At 59.7% G+C, this 20,558-nt stretch carries 16 protein-coding genes and 4 tRNA genes; 12 read left to right on the forward strand and 8 right to left on the reverse strand.

Annotation, left to right across the window (positions count from 1 at the left end):
- Positions 1–79: 79 nt before the first annotated feature.
- From sugE to rdgC, 3 genes are all read right to left on the reverse strand, one after another.
- A complete protein-coding gene (sugE, locus tag JN524_RS25490; protein ID WP_003223093.1) occupies positions 80–394 on the reverse strand; it encodes a quaternary ammonium compound efflux SMR transporter SugE in 315 nt (104 codons plus the stop codon).
- Between the two features lie 119 nt (positions 395–513).
- A complete protein-coding gene (locus JN524_RS25495; RefSeq protein WP_202371135.1) occupies positions 514–1,479 on the reverse strand; it encodes a bile acid:sodium symporter family protein in 966 nt (321 codons plus the stop codon).
- Between the two features lie 175 nt (positions 1,480–1,654).
- On the reverse strand, positions 1,655–2,575 hold the full coding sequence (gene rdgC, locus JN524_RS25500; RefSeq protein WP_003223096.1) for a recombination-associated protein RdgC: 921 nt from the start codon (positions 2,573–2,575) through the stop codon (positions 1,655–1,657).
- A gap of 160 nt (positions 2,576–2,735) precedes the next feature.
- Between rdgC and JN524_RS25505 the strand changes: the two genes are divergently transcribed.
- The 4 genes from JN524_RS25505 (at position 2,736) to JN524_RS25520 (ending at position 3,278) form a co-directional block, all read left to right on the forward strand.
- Positions 2,736–2,811, forward strand: a tRNA-Val gene (locus tag JN524_RS25505).
- 19 nt (positions 2,812–2,830) lie between these two features.
- Positions 2,831–2,907 (forward strand) — tRNA-Asp (locus JN524_RS25510).
- A gap of 199 nt (positions 2,908–3,106) precedes the next feature.
- A tRNA-Val gene (locus tag JN524_RS25515) sits at positions 3,107–3,182 on the forward strand.
- Positions 3,183–3,201: 19 nt separating this feature from the next.
- Positions 3,202–3,278, forward strand: a tRNA-Asp gene (locus JN524_RS25520).
- A gap of 197 nt (positions 3,279–3,475) precedes the next feature.
- Here JN524_RS25520 and JN524_RS25525 read toward each other — a convergent pair.
- Together JN524_RS25525 and JN524_RS25530 are read right to left on the reverse strand one after the other, a co-directional pair.
- The gene (locus tag JN524_RS25525) at positions 3,476–4,642 is read right to left on the reverse strand and encodes a catalase family protein (protein ID WP_442964292.1); all 1,167 of its coding nucleotides are present in this window, start codon (positions 4,640–4,642) and stop codon (positions 3,476–3,478) included.
- Positions 4,639–6,447, reverse strand: a complete 1,809-nt coding sequence (locus tag JN524_RS25530) for a di-heme-cytochrome C peroxidase (RefSeq protein ID WP_202371136.1) — start codon at positions 6,445–6,447, stop codon at positions 4,639–4,641. Before JN524_RS25530 ends, JN524_RS25525 begins: the two co-directional genes overlap by 4 nt.
- 270 nt (positions 6,448–6,717) lie before the next feature.
- Between JN524_RS25530 and JN524_RS25535 the strand changes: the two genes are divergently transcribed.
- The 7 genes from JN524_RS25535 to JN524_RS25565 all read left to right on the forward strand — a co-directional run bounded on the left by JN524_RS25535 (position 6,718) and on the right by JN524_RS25565 (position 14,594).
- Positions 6,718–7,434 carry an FKBP-type peptidyl-prolyl cis-trans isomerase gene (locus JN524_RS25535; protein WP_007966725.1) on the forward strand — a complete coding sequence of 239 codons (717 nt, stop codon included), beginning with the start codon at positions 6,718–6,720 and terminating at the stop codon, positions 7,432–7,434.
- A 294-nt stretch (positions 7,435–7,728) separates the two neighbouring features.
- Positions 7,729–8,184 (forward strand): YkvA family protein, encoded by a 456-nt coding sequence (locus JN524_RS25540; RefSeq protein WP_123586136.1) that lies wholly within the window; start codon positions 7,729–7,731, stop codon positions 8,182–8,184.
- A 112-nt stretch (positions 8,185–8,296) separates the two neighbouring features.
- A complete protein-coding gene (locus JN524_RS25545; protein ID WP_027613366.1) occupies positions 8,297–8,638 on the forward strand; it encodes a helix-turn-helix domain-containing protein in 342 nt (113 codons plus the stop codon).
- Positions 8,635–9,006 carry a hypothetical protein gene (locus tag JN524_RS25550; RefSeq protein WP_003223109.1) on the forward strand — a complete coding sequence of 124 codons (372 nt, stop codon included), beginning with the start codon at positions 8,635–8,637 and terminating at the stop codon, positions 9,004–9,006. The genes JN524_RS25545 and JN524_RS25550 overlap by 4 nt, the downstream gene beginning before the upstream one ends.
- Positions 9,007–9,405, forward strand: coding sequence for a sel1 repeat family protein (locus tag JN524_RS25555; protein ID WP_202371137.1), 399 nt, complete (start codon positions 9,007–9,009; stop codon positions 9,403–9,405). It abuts the gene before it with no gap.
- A gap of 246 nt (positions 9,406–9,651) precedes the next feature.
- The gene (locus tag JN524_RS25560) at positions 9,652–14,295 is read left to right on the forward strand and encodes an RHS repeat protein (protein ID WP_202371138.1); all 4,644 of its coding nucleotides are present in this window, start codon (positions 9,652–9,654) and stop codon (positions 14,293–14,295) included.
- Positions 14,292–14,594: a contact-dependent growth inhibition system immunity protein gene (locus tag JN524_RS25565; RefSeq protein WP_202371139.1), complete on the forward strand. Its 303-nt coding sequence runs from the start codon at positions 14,292–14,294 to the stop codon at positions 14,592–14,594. The genes JN524_RS25560 and JN524_RS25565 overlap by 4 nt, the downstream gene beginning before the upstream one ends.
- Positions 14,595–14,664: 70 nt before the next feature.
- Here the strand turns inward: JN524_RS25565 and JN524_RS25570 are convergent, their stop codons facing one another.
- Both JN524_RS25570 and JN524_RS25575 read right to left on the reverse strand, forming a co-directional pair.
- The gene (locus JN524_RS25570) at positions 14,665–16,455 is read right to left on the reverse strand and encodes a bifunctional diguanylate cyclase/phosphodiesterase (protein WP_202371140.1); all 1,791 of its coding nucleotides are present in this window, start codon (positions 16,453–16,455) and stop codon (positions 14,665–14,667) included.
- 133 nt (positions 16,456–16,588) lie between these two features.
- The gene (locus tag JN524_RS25575) at positions 16,589–18,673 is read right to left on the reverse strand and encodes a carboxy terminal-processing peptidase (RefSeq protein WP_167734107.1); all 2,085 of its coding nucleotides are present in this window, start codon (positions 18,671–18,673) and stop codon (positions 16,589–16,591) included.
- A 138-nt stretch (positions 18,674–18,811) separates the two neighbouring features.
- Here JN524_RS25575 and JN524_RS25580 point away from each other — a divergent pair, with 138 nt between their 5' ends.
- On the forward strand, positions 18,812–19,774 hold the full coding sequence (locus JN524_RS25580) for a zinc-binding dehydrogenase (RefSeq protein ID WP_202371141.1): 963 nt from the start codon (positions 18,812–18,814) through the stop codon (positions 19,772–19,774).
- A 97-nt stretch (positions 19,775–19,871) separates the two neighbouring features.
- Here the strand turns inward: JN524_RS25580 and JN524_RS25585 are convergent, their stop codons facing one another.
- A complete protein-coding gene (locus JN524_RS25585) occupies positions 19,872–20,525 on the reverse strand; it encodes an HAD family hydrolase (RefSeq protein WP_097087541.1) in 654 nt (217 codons plus the stop codon).
- Positions 20,526–20,558: the final 33 nt, after the last annotated feature.

Genomic DNA, 20,558 nt, shown 5'->3' on the forward strand with positions numbered 1-20,558 from the left:
GGTTTTCTGGATTTACACAAGATTTGTGTTCACCGGAGATCCCTGTGGGAGCTGGCTTGCCAGCGAAGGGGCCAGTGGCCTAAGCGCTGACCTTGAGGCCAATCAACCCGGTAATGATCAACGCCACACTGGCCAGCCGAATCAACGCCATCGACTCGCCAAACAGAATGATCCCGGCAATCACCGTGCCCACGGCACCGACGCCGGTCCAGATCGCATAAGCCGTACCCAGCGGTAATTCCTTCATTGCAAGACCCAGCAGGCCAAGGCTGATGGCCATGGCCGCAACGGTCAGTACGGTGGGGAGCGGGCGGGTGAAGCCGTCGGTGTATTTCAGGCCGACGGCCCAGCCGACTTCGAACAGGCCGGCGAAAAACAGAATGATCCAGGACATGAGAGACCTCCATCGATTGACGGGGCCGTCCCCAGATTGATAACTCGATCGAGCCGCAGGGTCGTCCCCGCGTAGCGCAACAGTCTGCCGAGCATTAATCCGGGGATCAAGTTTCCCGGTCAGTCGACCGGCTGTTGCGCCAGCGACTCAAGGTCTTGCTTCTCGCTCATCCGGCGGAAATATGTCGAGAGCAGTGCCCCGGAAATGTTGTGCCAGACGCTGAACAACGCGCTCGGTACCGCGGCCAGCGGCGAGAAATGCGCACTGGCCAGAGCGGCACCCAACCCCGAGTTCTGCATGCCGACTTCCAGCGCCAGCGACTTGCGCTGCGCCAAGGGCAAGTTGAACAGGCGTCCGGTGAAGTAGCCCAGCAAGTAGCCGAAGCTGTTGTGCAGCATCACCACGGCCATGATCAGCAGCCCGGATTCGGCGATCTTCGCCTGACTGGCGGCCACCACGGCGGTGACGATGATCACGATGCTGACCACCGACACCAGTGGCAACACGTCCACCGCGTGGCGCACCCTGTCGCCGAGCAGCCGTTGCGCAACCACGCCGAGCACGATTGGCAGCAGCACCACTTGCAGGATCGACCAGAACAACTCCATGAACGAAACCGGCAACCACGCCGAAGCCAGCAGCCAGATCAGCGCCGGGGTCAGCAGCGGAGCGAGGAGGGTGGTGACGGCGGCAATCGCCACCGACAGCGCCAGATCGCCGCAGGCCAGCCAGGTCATGACGTTGGAAGAGGTGCCGCTTGGGCAGCAGCCGACCAGAATCACCCCGACCGCGATTTCCGGCGGCAGGTGGAAGATCTGGCAGAGCAACCACGCCACACCGGGCATGGTCACGAAATGCGCGACCACGCCCAAAGCCACCCGCCACGGATGGCGGGCGACGGCGGCGAAGTCATCGAGTTTGAGGGTCAGGCCCATGCCGAACATCACCAGCCCCAGCAGCGGCACGATCGCGCCCTTGAGCCCGAGGAACCACGCCGGCTGCAGGAACGCGATCACGGCGAAAATCAGAACCCAGTAAGCGAAGGTATTGCCGACAAAGCGGCTGAGTGCAGCCAGTGCGCGCATGGCTTGTTCCTTATTATGTGAAAGCGTTAGGAAGCTAAGCATACGGTGCCAGCAAAAAGATCGCAGCCTTCGGCAGCTCCTACAGGAAAACATATTCCAAATGTAGGAGCTGCCGAAGGCTGCGATCTTTGTTTTTCAGGCACCCTCTATAAGAAGAGGGTGCATGCCAGGGCCCTTAGATCCCCTGCGGAGTCTCTTCACCACCCAACGCTTCCACCAGTGCCGGCAGGAAGTCGCCGAAGGTCAGCATCATCAGGGTGAAGCTGGCGTCCAGTTGGCCCAGCGCTTCGTCGCCGCCATCCTGTTCCGCCTGATCCTGCAGCAGGTCTTCGAACTTCAGGCGTTTGACGGTCATCTTGTCGTCGAGCATGAACGACAGCTTGTCCTGCCAGGCCAGCGACAATTGGGTGACCACTTTGCCGGTGCTCAGGTGCAACTGGATTTCTTCGCTGGTCAGATCCTGACGCTTGCAACGCACGATGCCGCCGTCTTCGTGGGTGTCGCGCAGCTCGCACTCGTCCAGAACGAAGAAGTCCGGGGCGGCTTGCTGGGTGGTGACCCATTCGGTCATCACGGCGGTCGGCGCGGTTTTCACGGTCAGCGGACGCACGGGCAGGGTGCCGAGCACTTCACGCATTGTGGAAAGCAGGTCTTCGGCACGTTTCGGGCTGGCCGAGTTGACCAGAATCAGGCCCTGTTTCGGCGCGATGGCGGCGAAGGTCGACGAGCGACGGATAAAGGCGCGCGGCAGGAACGCCTGGATGATTTCATCCTTGATCTGATCGCGTTCCTTCTTATAGACCTTGCGCATCTGCTCGGCTTCGATCTCTTCGACCTTTTCCTTGACCGCGTCGCGCACGACGCTGCCCGGCAGAATGCGTTCTTCTTTACGCGCAGCGATCAGCAGGAAGTCACCGCTGACGTGCACCAGTGGCGCATCTTCGCCTTTGCCGAATGGCGCGACGAAACCGTAGGTGGTCAACTCCTGGCTTGCACATGGACGCGCCAGTTTGGTGGCCAGTGCAGTTTCCAGCGCCTCGGCATCGACAGGCAGGTCTTGGGTCAGGCGATAGATAAGCAGGTTTTTGAACCACATGGGGTGAGTCTCTCCTTTATACAAAAGGGGGGCATTATTGTCTTCGCCGGGTCATAGGCCAACCCTTCTCTAAGCCTTTGGAAGGCCTGAGAAAATTAATTAAAAAAGTGCTTGCCAGAGGTTGGGTCGCTCCGTAGAATGCGCGCCACACCGAAGCGAAGGGTGATTAGCTCAGCTGGGAGAGCGTCTGCCTTACAAGCAGAATGTCGGCGGTTCGATCCCGTCATCACCCACCATTCGTTTCAAGTGTTTAGCGCAGCGGTAGTTCAGTCGGTTAGAATACCGGCCTGTCACGCCGGGGGTCGCGGGTTCGAGTCCCGTCCGCTGCGCCATATTCGGTAACCTGGACCACTGAACGCCAGGTCACCACGGAAAAACCCGCTAAAGCGGGTTTTTTTCTGTCTCAAGTTTGTACCTTGTTCCACCGGGTTTGTGTCGTTTCATCGGTTTTCGGATTTTTTTGAAAAAAACTTCAATTAAATCAACACATTACGAAAACTTGTGGCATAATGCGCCCCGTAACGAAGCGAAGGGTGATTAGCTCAGCTGGGAGAGCGTCTGCCTTACAAGCAGAATGTCGGCGGTTCGATCCCGTCATCACCCACCATTCGTTTCAAGCGTTTCGCGCAGCGGTAGTTCAGTCGGTTAGAATACCGGCCTGTCACGCCGGGGGTCGCGGGTTCGAGTCCCGTCCGCTGCGCCATATTCGGTCACCTGGACCCACTGAACGCCAGGTCACCACAGAAAGCCCGCCAAGTGCGGGCTTTTTGCTGTCTGCGATTTGTGAAATCACTCGATCTCCTCTGTAGGAGCTGCGGCACGCTGCGATCTTTTGATCTTGCTTTTAGAGATCAAAAGATCGCAGCCTCGTTTCACTCGACAGCTCCTACAGAGGAATTCTCACTGTTCGGCATTGCGGCTATGCCGATAATCGCTCACCGCCTCATACACCGCTTTGCGCAAGCGGTTGATCCCGCCAATCGGTCGGTGCGCTTCGATACCAAACCACGGATTGAACGACAGGTTGTCGCACGCCAGATTCAATGCCGGCGTGTCAAAGTCCTGCGCAGGCAGGGTGATTCGCGCCACACTTTCGAACGGTGAATCCTGTTCGCGCCATTCGATGCTGGTGTCCTCGATCGGCATGTACTTGTTCGCATCCTGACGCTGAATCTGCAGCACAAAACACGCCGGCACCCGATCCGTCGACAGTTGCTGGTTCAAGGCGCTGCGCAGGAAATTCGGCTGGTCGCGGTTTTGCGGGGGCAGGGCATACGCCGGGCAATTATCCGGATCCGGCGCAACGCGAAACTTGGCATTGGCCTCGCCAAATTTGTAAGGCGATACCGAAAAGTACGTTGTCGCCGTCGGGCTGTCCGGTGGCGGCGCCAGAGTGGCCAGCGCGATGAACAGGTGGCGGATCTGCCAGCTGCGCGGGTCCCAACCGGGGAAAAACGCCATGATTTTTTTGCCGTCAGCCTGAGCCGCCACATTCTGACGATACTCGGCGACATCGCTGACAAAGAAATTCGGGTGGCTGAACATCACGAAGTCTTGCTCGTGGCGTTGCTGACGGTCGCCAAGCAGCGGTTCGCCGGGAACATCGAGCAGTTTGATTGCCATACCCCTGGCGTCGCGGATGCTGTCGAACTGCGGGTAGGCGTTGCCATTGGACAGGCGAATCATCGCCTGCCAGGTTTTGCCCGGTTCGCTGAAAACCCCCTGGCGCAGCGCTGCTGTCAGTCCCGGCAACACCGTTACTTCGGCTTTCACGCAACCATGGGCCTTGGCATGCGCGTCGCGCAGATAACGCGTGCTTTCGCGGTGTTGATCGACGATCCGTACGGCGGTCTGGATCACGTCCTGGGTCATCGCCGCTTCACCGGCGGGAATCTGTTCCTGCGCCGACACCGGGCCGCGCTGCTGCCAGGCGTACCACGCGCTCGCGGTGGCCCAGCCCAGCAGGCCGATAATCAGCAATGTCAGCAGGGTTTTGCCTAGCAGGCGCCCCAGCCATAACCAGACGCGGGCGAACATCGACGGTCTTTTGTACGGGTTGATCATCATGGCAATTGCGCCTCCAACGGTCCGCCCAGTACTTTCAGGTACTCCAGCAATGCCCAGCGTTCTTCGGGTTGCAGCAGTCGGCCGATAACCCCATTGCCGCGCTCGCCGGCGCGAAATTCGTGACCGCTGTTGTGGTTGCCGGAGATTCGCGTGTCGAACAGGAAACCATTGGTAAAGGCTTCGGTGCGATAGCCCAGATGGAGCGGGTCGTATTCGAACGTACCTTTATAAAACGTCGTGGCGCGCTCATCCTGCGGCGACAGCAATTGATAAAGGCTCGGTACTGAACCGTTGTGCAGAAACGGCGCGGTGGCCCAGATACCGGCCAACGGCCTGGCCTTGTACGCGACCTTTTCGCGCACGCCGATCGGCAGTCCGAATCCGTCGAGTCGGGGTTTTTCCTGCGGGGTGACGCCGGCCTCGCGATAGGCGCGATCCTCGACGAACGCGGTGACGTAGGCCAGGCCCTTGGCCACGGATAGCTGGCTCAGATTCAGTGGTTCGGTAGGTGTCGGATGCAACTTCACATCCATCTGCTCCAGCTCCTTCAGGTCCCATTGCAGCGGCGTCAGGTCGAAACGGTGGTTGGCTATGTTGGCCGCGGCATTCGGGTCGGTGCCGATCACCTCCACTGGCAACATGTGCAAGTGCTGCACCCAGCGCTCGCCCTCCTGAGTCTTGCGCGGCACGTGGCAACCGGCGCAGTTCTCGGCAAACAGCGCGCGGCCCTTGGCGGCCAGCGGTTTGTCGATGGCGCCCAGAACATCCTCCGGCCAGGCCGGCGGTTGCAGGCGTTGCAGGGTTTCTTCGATTTTATGCAGATCGCGCACGCGCACACTTGAGGCATAACGCGCATCGCCCTGTAGTGGCTGACCGTCGCTGTCGAAGAAGTTCAGCGTGGCGCCGACCCCCAGTGCCTCACCGATGTTGCGTGCCATCGGTTGCTGCGCCGAGCCGTTCCACTGCACCCAGTCGAACGTCCACATGTCCCACAGTTGCGGGTAGTCCACCGGCGCATTGGCCACGCGATAGTTGGTGGGGGAGATCGCATCGCCGAAGGTGGCGTTGGCGATACGGCCGAACGCATCGGCGCGTCCCGGACCTTCTTCGGTCGGGTACAGGCCGCGATGCGTGTCGTTCCAGGCGACTTTGAGGAAAGTCTTCAGCGATTGTTTGAAGTCTTTGCGCAGTTGCTCGTGGCGTTTCTCGTAGTCATCGCCTAGAACATTTTTGGCGAAGCGTTCGAATTTCCATGGGTTGTAGTAAGTCGCGGCCAGACTGGCGACCAAGGCTTGTCCGAAACTGCCACCACGCAATGTAGGAACGCTGGAAGGCAAGACATGCTGCGCCGATCCGCCGTCAATTCGCACGGCGTGGCCCTTGAAGCGCAATTCGCCGGTGTGGCAAGCAGCGCAGGTGATATCGAGATATTGCTCGCTGCCACCGGGATTCGCGTGGCGGGCAAAGCCGACCGGCAGATTGCCGGGGTTGTTCGACGTGGCTTTCTGCTGTGGATCAACCAGAAAACCGAAGCGTGCGAGGTATTCCGGGGACGCGAAACGCTGCTGCGAGAAGGGCAGTTCCAGCGCCTCGAACCATTCATAGCGCAGGCCTTTGACCTGTGTGCCCTGCGGCGTGAAGTAGTAGGTCTGGCGTTCCTCCTCGCTCCACTGCTGCAGGTAATGCACCTGTTGGGCGGGGGTATAGAAGGGCAATTTCGGGTTGGCGACGTAGTACAGAATCACTGCCAGAGCCAGGCCCAGCAGCACTATGATCAGTGCCAGCACACGGTATAAGAGGCGCAAGATAAACATCCTTGTCGAGTTGTTGCCTTGTTATGCCTCAGCTGTTGTGGGTGCGGCAAGTGGCCATTACGCCAACTGTCGTCGGAAGTCCCGTCAGTCCTTGTCAGCTCCAGATGACAGAAGCTTCATCGTCCCTTGGCCCGAATGCGTTTTAATCCCTGAACTTATCGGACATTTCCTGCTCTCATGCCGGTAGCCATTGGTCGTGGCGGCCTGATAAGCTCGCGGCTTTACTCGATTGCCCTTTCGGCGCATGAACAAGGAAATAGCATGAAACAGCATCGGTTGGCGGCGGCGGTAGCCCTGGTTAGCCTGGTCCTCGCGGGTTGTGATTCGCAGACCAGCGTAGAGCTGAAAACCCCGGCGCAAAAAGCTTCCTACGGTATCGGCCTGAACATGGGCAAGAGCCTTGCTCAGGAAGGCATGGATGATCTGGACTCCAAAGCGGTAGCCCAGGGCATCGAAGATGCCGTTGGCAAGAAAGAACAGAAGCTGAAAGACGAAGAACTGGTCGAGGCCTTTGCCGCGCTGCAAAAGCGTGCTGAAGAGCGTATGGCCAAGATGAGCGAAGAGTCGGCAGCCGCCGGCAAGAAATTCCTCGAAGAAAACGGCAAGAAGCCTGGTGTCACCACCACCGCTTCCGGTCTGCAGTACGAAGTGGTCAAGAAAGCCGACGGCCCACAGCCTAAGCCTACCGACGTCGTGACCGTTCACTACACCGGCAAGCTGACCAACGGCACCGTGTTCGACAGCTCTGTTGAACGTGGCAGCCCGATCGATCTGCCGGTCAGCGGCGTGATCCCGGGTTGGGTTGAAGGTCTGCAACTGATGCACGTTGGCGAGAAGTACAAACTGTACATCCCTAGCGATCTGGCTTACGGCGCGCAATCGCCAAGCCCGGCAATCCCGGCCAACTCGGTTCTGGTCTTCGACCTGGAACTGCTGGCCATCAAGGATCCAGCCAAAGAAGACGCCGCCGCCAAGTAATCGGCTGTAGCTTCGAAGACAACGCCTCGCATATGCGGGGCGTTGTTGCATCTGGACGATGCTGGCGGTAAACAGAGCGAACGGATGGCGCTTACAGCAGTCCTAGAGATTGAGGCTGCCAGCGCTAGACGCCCTGAGCCGCCAAGTCAATGAAATATTGGGGTTTTTTATGTGAGTAAAAAACGCCCGATCTGAGCGCAGCCCTTATGAAACGGGGCTTTCAGCGCTGAAATGCAGCTCTGTTCACAAGGTTATCCACAATTTGTGTGGATAACATTTCAACGGGAGAAATAGATGAAAGCGCCGTGGAATTTCGCCCGATTTCTGCCCCTCGCCGGTCGATTGCTGGCGCGTGGGCGTCTGCCGACCCTGTTATTCGCGGTGGCGAGCAAAGGTGCCGCGCAGGGCAATCGCCTTGGCAAACTCAAGGATGATCTGCGTTTGCTCCAGGCACTGTGCCTTGCGTACTGGCGTGGCGAATACCGAGCGATCAGCCCGAAAGCCATCGTATCGGTGGTGGCGGGCCTGATGTATTTCCTCAGCCCGGTGGATGCGATTCCCGATTTCATCCCGGTGTTCGGTATGCTCGATGACATCGCCGTTCTGGCCTGGCTGATGAAAACCCTCGACGATGAGCTCAATGCTTTTCGGCTCTGGCGCAACCGGCAGCAGCCGGAAAAACTCGCGGTGGTCGAGCGCCTGCCTGATACCCCCGAGCAACTTCAGCTTCAGGGCCCGAAAAAGCCCTGATTCACCCCGCCTGCAGACAGATAGATACCCCCCGCGACCTTGGCCGCTGTTAGGATTACACTTCTAGGGAAAAGTGCCGACTCGCTAAGTGTTGTTGTCCTACGGGGTAGTCATGGATATTCAGATAATTGCACGCGATGGCGAACCCGAGTATGCGGTTCTGCCATGGGTCCAGTATCAGGCTCTACTGAAAGCAGCAGGCATCAACGAAACACCGCAGCAGCAGGCGCCTGCGCCGGCCGCCGCAACGCCGGACCCGATTCTTCCAGGTCTGGATCAACTACGCAGTTTGCGCGAAGGGAAGGGCATCGCCATCGAGGCGTTGGCCCGCACGGTAGGCATCAGCCCGTCTTATCTGGCCATGATCGAAAGCGGCGAGCGTCAACCTGACGCCGCGATTCGTCGCAGCCTGGCCTGGGAACTGACGGTGCCGGGTTGGAGGGATGAATCGTGAGCGTACGCATCAGTCGTCAACATTGGGACGGATTGCTCGGGGAGCTGGATCAAGCGCGCAGGCAGCGCCACCTGTTGACCTATCGAGCCTTGCTCGAACGTTTGCAACTGCCGACGCCGGCGATGCAGACGCTGACCGCGGCACTTGAGCATCTGGCCGCACTCGACGCAAAGGCTGAACAGCCGTTGCGCAGTTCGCTGGTGATCAGCCAGGGTGCCAGCCGTTTGCCACGTACCGGTTTCTTTGAATGTGTCGAGCGTCTTGGACGCTTTTCCGGGCCGTCCGATGGCGTTGCTGCTGCCTCCTGGCATGCGTCGGAAGTGGTCAGGGTGTTCGAATACGAGTACCCGGAATCGGCGGAGGCCTGAGTGTTTTTACGACTCAAGGCGTCGGCCAGTTACTGGTTGGCCCGCAGGCTGTTTCACTGGTCGTGGTTTGTCCGCCAGCCCAGAGGCTGGCGCTGGCTCGAAGGGCAGTTTGCGCGCATGGCCAATCTTGGCGATGTCGGCGCGCAAAGCTTTTATGGGCACATTCTGACGTTTCGCGGGGTTGGCCTGGGTGCCCGCGAAGAGGGGGGGCGGCTGTTGCGTCTGGCGGCGCTCGCCGGCGACGGCAAAGCGGCCTATCAGGTCGGCGTGATCAGCTTGGCCGGTACTCCGAGCAAAGCGCCGGATCCGGCCGAAGCGGCGCGCTGGTGGACCTTGGCGGCCAAGGCCGGTCACCCGTTGGCCGAGCTCAAACTCAAAGAGTTGAGCGCTCGGGATTAAACCCGGTAAATCATTTTGTATCGCTCGATAAACGTGGCGTGAGGGAAACCTCACGCCACGTTTGCGTTTATCGCTATACGTTTTGTAGTAATCGGTCTTTTGCAGATTAGTCCTACAGTAAACGCCTACTCGCCTGACTTCTTTCCTGCTTGATCCCCCGCAAAGTCCCCGCGCCTAATTTTTGCGCGAGGGAACGCTCATGTTTGACCCGGTTTTTCATTCCACCCCGCATCGTCGCGTGCGCTGATGGAAGCCGTCAGCCGTATCGAGCAGGAACTCGACAGTTTTCCCGACACCCTCAGCCTCTATCGCCAGCAGCTTGAGCATTGGTTCAGCAAAGCGGCCGACCAGGTCAGCCACGCGGCGGACCTGCCGTCGCTGATGGGCATGGAGCGGATCATCCGCTTCGGTGATCGCGTTACCGCCGTCAGCACGGGCGACAGTGAGTTTGCCACCGGCGTCGTGCAGTGCCCGAAAAGCGGGGTGCTGGCGATCGAGAGCAAATTCGAGTCGGTGTACGACATTCCGCTGGGCGACATCGTGGTGGATGTGGTCGCGGTGGATGATGGCCAAACCTCCCCCGTCGCACTTGATGCGCAAGGCCGGGGAACATTCACCGGTACGCCAGGCAAGTTCTATCGCGTGCAGGTGCACAGCGACGTTACCCCGGAGCAGATCAAGGCGCTGTTCCAGTCCTACGACGGCTTGACCGGCGAGCTGGATGGCTGGTTGCGCAGCGAGTGGCAGGGGTTCAAGCCGCAGTGGTCGCAGTCGGTGGCGACGGCGGCGGGCAACGGCATGCTCGCCGGGAGCTGGGCGGCGATCGAGGGGGTGTGGGACAGCATCGGCATGCTGTCGGAGATTTTGCAGGATCCAGGGGCGTTTGCCGATCGCCTTGGAAGCGGCGCGGCCGATCTGATCCATCTCGCAGAGTCAGCTCCGGATGTCATGCAGAAGCTGCAGTTGCTGGTCAGCGATGAGGCGGCGCTGTGTTTGCTGCTGCGCAGTGCGAGTCTCTGGCTGGAGATGCTGCCGCCCAGTCAGATCGTCGGCAAAACCGCTGAAACGGCGTCGATGATGATCGTGCAGGTGCTGATCGATGTGCTGATCGGCGTTGTGTTGACATTCGTCGGGGCTGGCGCCGGGATCGCTTATCTGACGCTACGCCTGGCGGATCGCGCCGCCCAGTTGCTCTCGGTTGTGAAACGCCTGGTCGAGGCGATGTTCGGCATCGTCAACTCTTTCATCCATTACGTCGATCAATACAAAACTGTCGCCGCGCGGGGCATTGCCGCCGGGGTGAAAAATGGCCGCATGCAACTGCGCTGGGATGCGAAGCGCAATGCCGCCCTGAAGAAAAACGAGCATCACGATAACGCTCCCGATCAAGCGAAAAACCCCAACGGCGACAGCGCCGATTGCGCACCGCTGACCTGCACCAACGGCTGTCCGGTGTCGATGGTCACCGGCGAAGAATTGCTGACCCTGACCGATGGCACGCTCGATGGGGTGTTGCCGTTCGAATTCACCCGGTTGTACCGCACCAGCGCGGTAGAGATCGATGTCGGCCTGGGGTTTGGCTGGAGTCATTCGCTGGCGCATCGGCTGGAGTTCGATGGCGAGGCGGTGGTCTGGGTCGATCACGAGAACCGCCGTACGCGATTTCCGTTGCCCAGTGTTGAACGGCCGGCGATTCACAACAGTCTGTCGCGGGCGGCGATTTTTCTCGGCGATGAGCCGGAGGAACTGATCCTCGCGCTGGCGGGGGATGCGGCGCGGTTTTATCACTTTCGCGCCGGGCGGTTGGTGGCGGTCAGTGATGCGTATGGCAATCGTCTGACCGTTTCTCGCGATCAGCAGCAGCGGATTTTCCGCTTGGACAATGGCGCGGGTCGCTCGCTGTTGTTGCGCTATGACCGGGCGCATCTGGTCGCGGTTGATTACCAGGTGTTGGAGGCTGATGGCTGGCGCACCGAGCAGACGCTGGTCAGTTATTGCTACGACGCGCGTCAGCGGTTGTTGGCTGCGACCAACGCGGTCGGGGACAGCGAACGTTACGACTACGACGACCAGCACGTCATCCTGCAGCGGCAACTGACCGGCGGCGCGAGCTTTTTCTGGGAGTGGCAGCGCGCGGGCAAGACGGCGCGTTGCGTGCGCCATTGGGCCTCGTTCGCGCAGATGAACACGCGGTATGTCTGGGCGGACGACGGCCGTGTCACGGTGCATTACGTCGATGGCACCGAAGAAATCTACGTCCACGATGACAGCGCACGGCTGGTGCGCAAGGTCGAGGCCGATGGCGGTGAGCACCTCAAGGCCTATGACGACGCGGGCCGGCTGATCGCCGAGCAGGATCCGCTGGGCGCACTCACCGAATATCGCTACGACGACGTCGGACGGCTGATCGCGCTGCTTCCGCCGGACGATGAGCCAACGTCCTACGAGTATCGCAACGGTTTCCTGCACAGCCGTTCTCGCGGTGACGCGGTCTGGACGTATCGGCGCAACGCCGAGGGCGATGTCATCGAGGCGGTCGATCCTGACGGCCAGGTCACCCATTACTACTACGACACGCGCGGGCAGTTGCTGTCGATCCGCTACCCGGACACCAGCCGGCACAAGTTGTCGTGGAACGACCTCGGCCAACTGATCGAGGAAACCCTGCCTGACGGTGGAGTGCGGCGCTTTTCCTACGATGCGCTGGGGCGGCGGGCTACGACGCAGGACGAACATGGTGCGATCACCCGCCAGCAGTGGGATGCCGCCGGACGACTGATCCAGACGACATTGCCTACCGGCGCCACTCGCGCTTACAGCTACGGCGCCTACGGCCAGGTCACCGCCGAGCGCGACGAACTCGGGCGCATCACCCGCTACGAGTATGACGACGACCTGCATCTGGTCTCGCGCAAGATCAATCCCGACGGCACGCGGGTGCAGTACCGCTACGACCATGCGCAATTGCTGCTCACGGAAATCGAGAACGAGTCCGGGGAAAAGTACCGCCTGGACTACACGCCGAGCGGATTGATCCGACAGGAAACCGGCTTCGACGGCCGGCGCACCGCTTACGCCTACGACCGCAACGGGCACCTGCTGGAAAAGACCGAGTTCGGCGATGACGGCTCGACGCTGGTCACTGCCTACGCGCGTGATGCGGCCGGGCGTCTGCTGCTGAAAACCCTGCCCGACGGGGTTGAGGTGGCTTACACCTACGACCGTCTGGGCCGATTAACCGGTGTTGATGACGGCCAGCAACATCCGCTGGCCTTTGAATACGACCGGCAGGACCGGTTGATCACCGAGCACCAGGGCTGGGGCACCTTGCGTTATGCCTATGACGCCTGCGGCCAGCTCAAGCGCCAGCGTCTGCCGGACAACAGCACGCTCGACTATCACTACGCCAAGGGCGGTGCGCTGACCGCCATCGACCTCAATGGCACGCGGCTGACCCGCCACGTTTACCAGTCCGGTCGCGAGCAACAACGCCAACAAGGCCTGCTGCTCAGCGATTATGCCTACGACGATCAGGGACGTTTGCTGGCCCATGCTGTAGGCCATCAGCACGACTCGCTGTACCGCCGGGATTATGCCTACAGCGCCAACGGCAATCTGGAGCACATTGCCGACAGCCGCCACGGCCAGCGCACCTATGGCTATGACGCCCTCGACCGCTTGATCCGCGTGCGCCACTCGCGCGACGAACTACCGGAATCCTTCGCCCACGACCCGGCCGGCAACCTGCTGATGCAGGATCGTCCCGGGCCGACCCGGATCAAGGGCAACCGCCTGCTGATGCAGGGCGACCGGCATTACGACTACGACGCCTTCGGCAACCTGATCCGCGAGCGTCGTGGCCGCGATCAACTTCTGATCACCGAATACCGCTACGACTGCCAGCACCGCCTGATCGGCCTGACCCGCCCCGACGGCCAAACCGCGACCTACCAATACGACGCCTTCGGCCGGCGCATCCGCAAAACCGTCGACGGCCAGACCACCGAGTTCTTCTGGCAAGGCGACCACCTCGTCGCCGAAAGCAGCAAAACCCACCACCGCAGCTACGTCTACGAACCCGGCACCTTCCGCCCGTTGGCCCTGCTCGACGGCAAAGGCCCGAAACGCGCCTGCCCGTTCTATTACCAACTCGACCACCTCGGCACGCCGCAGGAACTCACCGACTACAGCGGCGAAATCGTCTGGTCCGCGCAATACGACGCCTACGGCAAGGTCGCCGCGATCACCCTGGCCGGCGAAGACTACCTCGACCAGCCGCTGCGCTTTCAGGGGCAGTATTTCGACGCGGAAAGTGGGCTGCATTACAACCGGCACCGGTATTACGACCCGAGGTTGGGGCGGTATCTGACGCCGGACCCTGTGAAGTTGGCGGGTGGGTTGAATCAGTACCGGTACGTGCCGAATCCGACGGGGTGGGTGGATCCGTTGGGGTTGGCTTGCGCACCGTGTCCGGGAGCAATACAGGCTGATGGCCCATATAGTGAGATAGTGCCAGGTGGGGGCTTGGCTACGCATGAGGCTCAGAGCGGACACCTAATAATCAAACATATTGGTAGAACTGACGCGCAATTAGCCCAAAGATTAATGGCGGAGCCACATATTCCAGCAGCCTCCACATTTTCCGATCGCGCCGGAGCTGAGGCTGCTGTTTCAGAGGCTTTGAGGGTGAATGCGCAAAAGGTGCAAGATTTTTTAAATAGCAAAAAAGGAAAGACAACTATCACCCATCATCTCAACCAGCCAGTGGGAGTGAGCTTGCTCAATGGCGCCACACATCCTCAGTCGGCACTAAAGCTCCTGCTAGTTCTGAAAAAAGACCCTACACTCCCTTTGGGATATTTTTTGCTGACCGGATTTCCAGAGCTATGAATCACGAATTCCCCGAGCTTCACGACTTTTTTGGTGCCTACTTCCATCAGGACTGGCTAATAGAGTACGACACCCCTGATAAGGTTATTGCTGACTTCTTACAAGCTTCAGATCCGGAAGTAATACTTTTGGTTTGTGAAGAGTTGCAGTCTTTGCTGAGTCAAAATAAAGATGAGTTGGCAGTAAGAGATTACTTGTTAAGAGATCTCAGTTGCTATTACTGCTATTGGAATAAGTGGGCTTCCGGTCAAGAGTGGTTAAGCTACGTGCTGGCTGTGCTGCAAAATGGAAAAAATTAGAGTGAAGTGCTCTTGTAAGTACTGGAGTTGTTTTTTTTAGATTTGGAAAGTATTTATGTCGTCTATGGAATCAGCGCTGGCCAATCAGTTGCGGCAGTTGAAGGTCGACAGCAGTAAGGCTATCAATCACATGCACGCTATACCCGGGAACATTCTTCGCATGATGCTTCGCCTGCGAAGCCAATTCCGCCAGTTGACTCGCATCCAGCTCTGCGCAAGCCGTGGGGTGCAGGTGGACTACGCCGATCGATAACGAGAGCAGCGGAAACTCCTGCCGCACACCCTGGCGATTCGGCGCGATGAAGCAGCCGGCTTCGAGATGCTCAGGGCGATAGAAGCGTCGGCATTGGCTCTGGAAGTCGTCGAGCAGTTGGTTGAGGCGTTTGCGCCAGTCTTCCGGGCCGAGCACCAGCAGGAAGTCGTCGCCGCCGATGTGGCCGACGAAGTCGCGGGACGGGTCGACGCGTTCGTTCAGACATTGCGCCAGGCACAGCAGGACTTCGTCGCCACGGCCGTAGCCGTAGATGTCGTTGAAGGGTTTGAAGCTGTCGATGTCGACGTAGCAGATGATCGATTCGCGGCCCTGTTGCAGCAGACGGGTCAGGCATTGCTGGATCGGCACGTTGCCGGGCAGCAAGGTCAGCGGGTTGGCATAGCGGGCTTGCTGGATTTTCAGTTCGGTGATCAGTTTGAGCACGTCGATCACCCGACCGAGGCCAAGATAACCGCCGTTGAGGGTGATGATGAAATCTTCTTCGATGCGCTGCCGGGCGCGGCTGGTGATCAGGCGGCTGACCTGTTGCAGCGACTGGCTCATTTCCACGGCGAGGAAGTCGTCGTTCATCAGGCGGCTGATCGGTTTGCGTGCGAACAGGTCAGTGGCGAACGGTTTGAGCAGTGCGTCGGACAACGAATGGCGATGGACGATGCCGCACGGTTGGCCCTGTTCGTCGAGCACCGCCAGTGAGTTCAGATTGGCCTGGCGGCGGAAAGCTTCCAGTACGGTGGCGGTCGGTGTGTCGCGATGCACCGCCGGTTGGTCGTTGAGCAGGGCGCTGAGGTCGCTGCCTTCGTCGTTCAGCGCTACGGCACTGCTGTCGTGTTTTGGCATCAGGGCCCGGGCATCGCGGGGTGGATGCTCCTGTGGGCGAGCGAGCAGGTAACCCTGCACCAGATCGACGCCCATCTCGGTCAGCACTGCCAGTTCTTCCGGCAACTCGATCCCCTCGGCAATCACCTGCGCCCGCGAGGCCTTGGCGATTTGCAGGATCGAGCCGACGAACTCGCGCTTCAATGCGTCCTGATGGATGCCGTCGATGAAGTGGCGGTCGATTTTCACATAGTCCGGGCGCAACTCCGACCATAGACGCAAGCTCGAATAGCCGGCACCCAAGTCATCCAATGCAATCGAAAAGCCCATCGCCCGATAGTGATGCAGGGCGGTTTGCAGCAACTGGAAATCGTCGATTGGCGTCTGTTCGGTGAGTTCGATCACTACTTGGCTGGGTGGAATACCGAAGTCCTGCAGCAGTTGCAGGGTCCGCCCCGGTTGGTGCGCGGCTTCAAGCAGGGATTCCGGTGAAACGTTGAGGAACAGCTTGCCCGGCAGTTGCTGCTCGTTGAAACGACGGCAGGCAGACTGGCGGCAGGCAATCTCCAGTTCGCTCAAGCGGCCGGCTTGACGCGCCACGGCGAACAGCGCGATAGGCGAATGCAGAGGGCTGTTGGACGGGCCGCGGGTGAGGGCTTCGTAGCCGAGAATGCGACGCTCGGAGAGACAGATGATCGGCTGGAACAGGCTGTGCAAACCGCTTTGAGTCAGGATCGAGCTCAAGGCACTCAGCTGTTCGGTCGTGGTCATGGCAATCTCTGGCGATAAAAAAAGGACTGGGAGCGCTCTTGCTTGAAGAGGCGCTCCCAGTCCTTTATTTCACGACAGAATGATGACTGTTTGATGACGCTCCGGGGAGCGTCACCACTAAATTGCCATCATCTTACTTCTTGGCCACCTGATTGCTCAGCTTCAGGTAATCCAGCAGCACGCGCCCGGTTTCGCTCAGGTAGGCGTCGTCTTCTGGTTTGACCTTGTCCGGCTCAGCCGCAGCCAGCGCGTCTTCATCTTCTTTCTTCAGCTCTTTGAGCGGTTCTTCGCCTTTGGCTTTGCGACGGATGTTTTCCATGGCCAGTTGCTTGGCATCGATGTCCGCATGCTGGGCACGACGGTCGGCTTCATTGAGGCTGACGGTTTTCTCTTCCATCAACTTCTGCGCCAGGGCCAGTTTGTCACGGATGAACACGAACTCGGCGTCTTTGGCGCTGCGTGCGTCATGCTCGGACTTGAGCTGCGCCAGGTACGGCTTGAACGGATCGGAGGCCGGCTTGATCGCTGCCTTGATGGTGTCCCACGGCATGGCTTCCGGCAGGGCGCTTTCGCCGATTTCCTTGGTGTCGATGATCGACGGGTAGTCGATGTCCGGCAGTACGCCCTGATGCTGGGTGCTCTGCCCGGAAACCCGGTAGAACTTGGCCAGGGTCAGTTTCAGTTCGCCATGGTTCAGCGGCTGAATGGTCTGCACGGTGCCTTTGCCGAAGGTCTGGCCACCGATGATCAATGCACGATGGTAGTCCTGCATGGCGCCAGCGAAGATCTCCGAAGCCGAGGCGGACAGGCGGTTGACCAACAGTGCCATCGGGCCTTTGTAGAACGCGCCCGGGTTTTCATCTTCCAGCACGTCGACGCGGCCATCGGCATTACGCACGAGTACGGTCGGGCCCTTGTCGATGAACAGGCTGGTCAGCTCGGTGGCTTCCTGCAGGGAGCCGCCGCCGTTGTTGCGCAGGTCGATGACCACGCCGTCGACTTTCTCTTTCTGCAGTTCGGTCAGCAGTTTCTTGACGTCACGGGTGGTGCTCTTGTAGTCCGGATCACCGGCACGGAACGCCTTGAAGTCGAGGTAGAAGGCCGGGATCTCGATGATGCCGAGCTTGTAGTCCTTGCCGTCCTGTTTCAGGTTCAGCACGGACTTTTTCACCGCCTGGTCTTCAAGCTTCACCGCTTCACGGGTGATCGGCACGATCTTGCTGGTCTGGTCGTTCGGCGCATTGCTCGCCGGAATCACTTCCAGGCGCACCACGGTGCCTTTCGGGCCGCGGATCAGCTTGACCACCTCGTCCAGGCGCCAGCCCACCACGTCGACCATCTCTTTGTTGCCTTGGGCAACGCCGATGATCTTGTCGGCCGGTGCTACCTGCTTGGTCTTGTCGGCCGGGCCTGCCGGCACCAGACGTACGACTTTCACTTGATCGTTGTCGCTCTGCAACACGGCGCCGATGCCCTCCAGGGACAGGCTCATGTTGATGTCGAAGTTCTCCGCGTTATCCGGCGACAGATAGTTGGTGTGCGGGTCGTAGGACATGGCGAAGGTGTTGATGTACGCCTGGAAGATGTCTTCCGCACGAGTCTGGTCCAGGCGCGCCAACTGGTTCTTGTAGCGCTTGGTCAGGGTTTCCTGGATCTGCTTGGAATCCTTGCCGGCAATCTTCTGCCGCAGCACTTCGTCCTTGACGCGTTTGCGCCACAGGTCGTCGAGTTCAGCGGTGGATTTGAGCCAAGGGGCGTCCTTGCGATCAATCAGCAAGGTTTCCTTGGTGGTGAAGTCCATCTTGTCGACGCCCTTGTTCAGCTCCGCAATGGCGAAGTCCAGACGCGCCTTGACGCGGTCCAGATAGCGCTTGTAGATGGTGAACCCGGCGTTGAGGTCGCCGCTCTTGAGGAAGTCGTCGAACTGGGTCTTCCACTTGTCGAATTCGGCGATGTCGCTGGCCATGAAGTAGCTGCGCGACGGGTCCAGCAGCTTGATGTAGCTGTCGTAGATGATCACCGAGCGCGCATCGTCGAGCGGCGGCTTGCTGTAGTGGTGACGCTTGAGCAACTCGACGACGTTGAGGCTGGCGATCACTTCGTCGCGATCCGGCTGCAACTTGTCCCAGCTGTTGGCTGCGAATGTAGTGCCCGACACCGGCAACAAGCCGATACCGATGAAAAGAGCGAGGGCGGTGCTGGGGAGCAGATGCTTCATGCTGATTCGACGCGGGGACAATTGATAACGCATATTAGGCCGTCTTTGAAGTCGCCGGTTCTACGAGAGCCGGTCGCATAATGCAAAAAGCCCGGCGCTACAGCTTCGGGCTCAGTCCAGACTCACTATGGAGGCACTGTGAAGGCATTGCAAGGCGTTGAAGGTCAAGTGGCATGGGTTGAAGAGCCGAGTCCGGTGTGTGATGCAGGACAAGTGCGCATTCGTGTGGCGGCTGCCGGCCTCAATCGCGCTGATTTATTACAGAAAGCCGGGCTTTATCCACCGCCGCCGGGCGCCAGTCAGGTGCTCGGTCTGGAGTGTTCCGGGGTGATCAGCGAAGTCGGTGCCGGCTCGTCCTGGCAGGTTGGCGACCGCGTCTGCGCCTTGCTGGCCGGGGGCGGGATGGCTGAAGAGGTGGTCGTCGACGGACGGCATGTGCTGCCGGTGCCCGAGGGCGTTTCGTTAATCGAGGCCGCGGCATTACCCGAGGTTTATGCAACGGTCTGGCTTAACGTGTTTCAACTGGCGGCGCTGAAACCCGGGGAAAAGGTTCTCCTGCACGCCGGGGCCAGTGGAATTGGTTCAGCCGCCATTCAGCTGTGCAAGGCGTTCGGCAATCCATGTTGGGTCAGCGTCGGGTCTGCCGAGCGCTTGGCCTACTGTGAGGCGCTGGGAGCCCAGGGCGGAGTGGTGCGCACCGATGATCTGGAAAGCCTGCGCGACTTCGGGCCGTTTGACGTGATCCTTGATCCGGTCGGCGGCAACTACGCCGCGCTGAACCTCAAGCTGACGGCGCTGGACGGTCGTTGGGTGCTGATCGGCCTGATGGGCGGGCGTGAGGCGAAACTGGATCTGGCACAGGTACTGGCCAAGCGCGTGCAGTTGCTTGGTTCGACGTTGCGCAGTCGCGACGATCAGTTCAAGGCCGACCTGTTCAGCGACTTGAGCCAGCATGTGTGGCCGCTGTTTGCTGAAGGGCGGTTGAGTCCGCAACTGGCGAAAACCTTTGCGGTAAAGGATGCCGAAGCGGCGTTTGCCGAGCTGGCGAGCAATACGGTTTCGGGGAAAGTGGTGCTGGTGATTGACGACAGCCTGAGCTGATTGGAAGGGCAAGATCAAAAGATCGCAGCCTGCGGCAGCTCCTACAGTGGGAGGGTTTACACCCTGTAGGAGCTGCCGCAGGCTGCGATCTTTGTTTTTACTTCCAGAGATGGATCGGCCAGCCGGATTTTTCGGCATGCTCCAGCAGCGCCGGATCCGGATTTACCACATGCGGGAAATCCACCTTCAGCAGCAACGGCAAGTCATTGCGTGAGTCGGAGTAGAAACTCGCGCCTTCCAGATTCTCTTCCTCGGCGTCCAGCCATTCCAGCAGGCGAGTGATCTTGCCTTCGCGGTAGGTCAGCGTGCCGACGGTCTGGCCAGTGTAAACACCGTGCGCGACGTCCAGTTCGATGCCGAGAATTTCGTCGATGCCCAGGCGCTCGGCGATCGGTTTGACCAGGTGCGTGCCGGAAGCCGAGATCACCAGAATCCGGTCGCCGGCCTTGCGGTGGGCGGCGATGGTTTTGGTCGCGTCGCTGAAGATGATCGGTTCGATGAAGTCTTCCACCCATGGGCCGACCAGGTGTTCGACCTCTTCCGGGGTGCGCCCGATCATCGGTTCGAGGCTGAATTCCATGTACTCTTCCATGCGCAATTTGCCATGGCTGTAGGCGTCCATCAGCTCGTTGTTCTTGCGCATGAACGACTCGGGATCGACCCAGCCCAGGCGCCCCATCTGCTCGCTCCAGAGGGTGGCGCAGTCGCCGTGGATCAGGGTTTCGTCCAGATCAAAAATTGCCAGGGCCATCAGTGCAGTTCTCTCTTCAACGTCAGCAAAGTC

Origin of the sequence: Pseudomonas sp. MWU318 (assembly GCF_016756945.1) — a bacterium.
Taxonomy (GTDB): domain Bacteria; phylum Pseudomonadota; class Gammaproteobacteria; order Pseudomonadales; family Pseudomonadaceae; genus Aquipseudomonas; species Aquipseudomonas putida_A.

Bases quoted from the DNA above. Each gene is read 5' to 3' on its own strand.
- sugE (WP_003223093.1), bottom strand. From the start codon at position 394: ATGTCCTGGATCATTCTGTTTTTCGCCGGCCTGTTCGAAGTCGGCTGG.
- JN524_RS25495 (WP_202371135.1), bottom strand. From the start codon at position 1,479: ATGCGCGCACTGGCTGCACTCAGCCGCTTTGTCGGCAATACCTTCGCT.
- rdgC (WP_003223096.1), bottom strand. From the start codon at position 2,575: ATGTGGTTCAAAAACCTGCTTATCTATCGCCTGACCCAAGACCTGCCT.
- JN524_RS25525 (WP_442964292.1), bottom strand. From the start codon at position 4,642: ATGATGATCAACCCGTACAAAAGACCGTCGATGTTCGCCCGCGTCTGG.
- JN524_RS25535 (WP_007966725.1), top strand. From the start codon at position 6,718: ATGAAACAGCATCGGTTGGCGGCGGCGGTAGCCCTGGTTAGCCTGGTC.
- JN524_RS25540 (WP_123586136.1), top strand. From the start codon at position 7,729: ATGAAAGCGCCGTGGAATTTCGCCCGATTTCTGCCCCTCGCCGGTCGA.
- JN524_RS25545 (WP_027613366.1), top strand. From the start codon at position 8,297: ATGGATATTCAGATAATTGCACGCGATGGCGAACCCGAGTATGCGGTT.
- JN524_RS25560 (WP_202371138.1), top strand. From the start codon at position 9,652: ATGGAAGCCGTCAGCCGTATCGAGCAGGAACTCGACAGTTTTCCCGAC.
- JN524_RS25565 (WP_202371139.1), top strand. From the start codon at position 14,292: ATGAATCACGAATTCCCCGAGCTTCACGACTTTTTTGGTGCCTACTTC.
- JN524_RS25570 (WP_202371140.1), bottom strand. From the start codon at position 16,455: ATGACCACGACCGAACAGCTGAGTGCCTTGAGCTCGATCCTGACTCAA.
- JN524_RS25575 (WP_167734107.1), bottom strand. From the start codon at position 18,673: ATGAAGCATCTGCTCCCCAGCACCGCCCTCGCTCTTTTCATCGGTATC.
- JN524_RS25585 (WP_097087541.1), bottom strand. From the start codon at position 20,525: ATGGCCCTGGCAATTTTTGATCTGGACGAAACCCTGATCCACGGCGAC.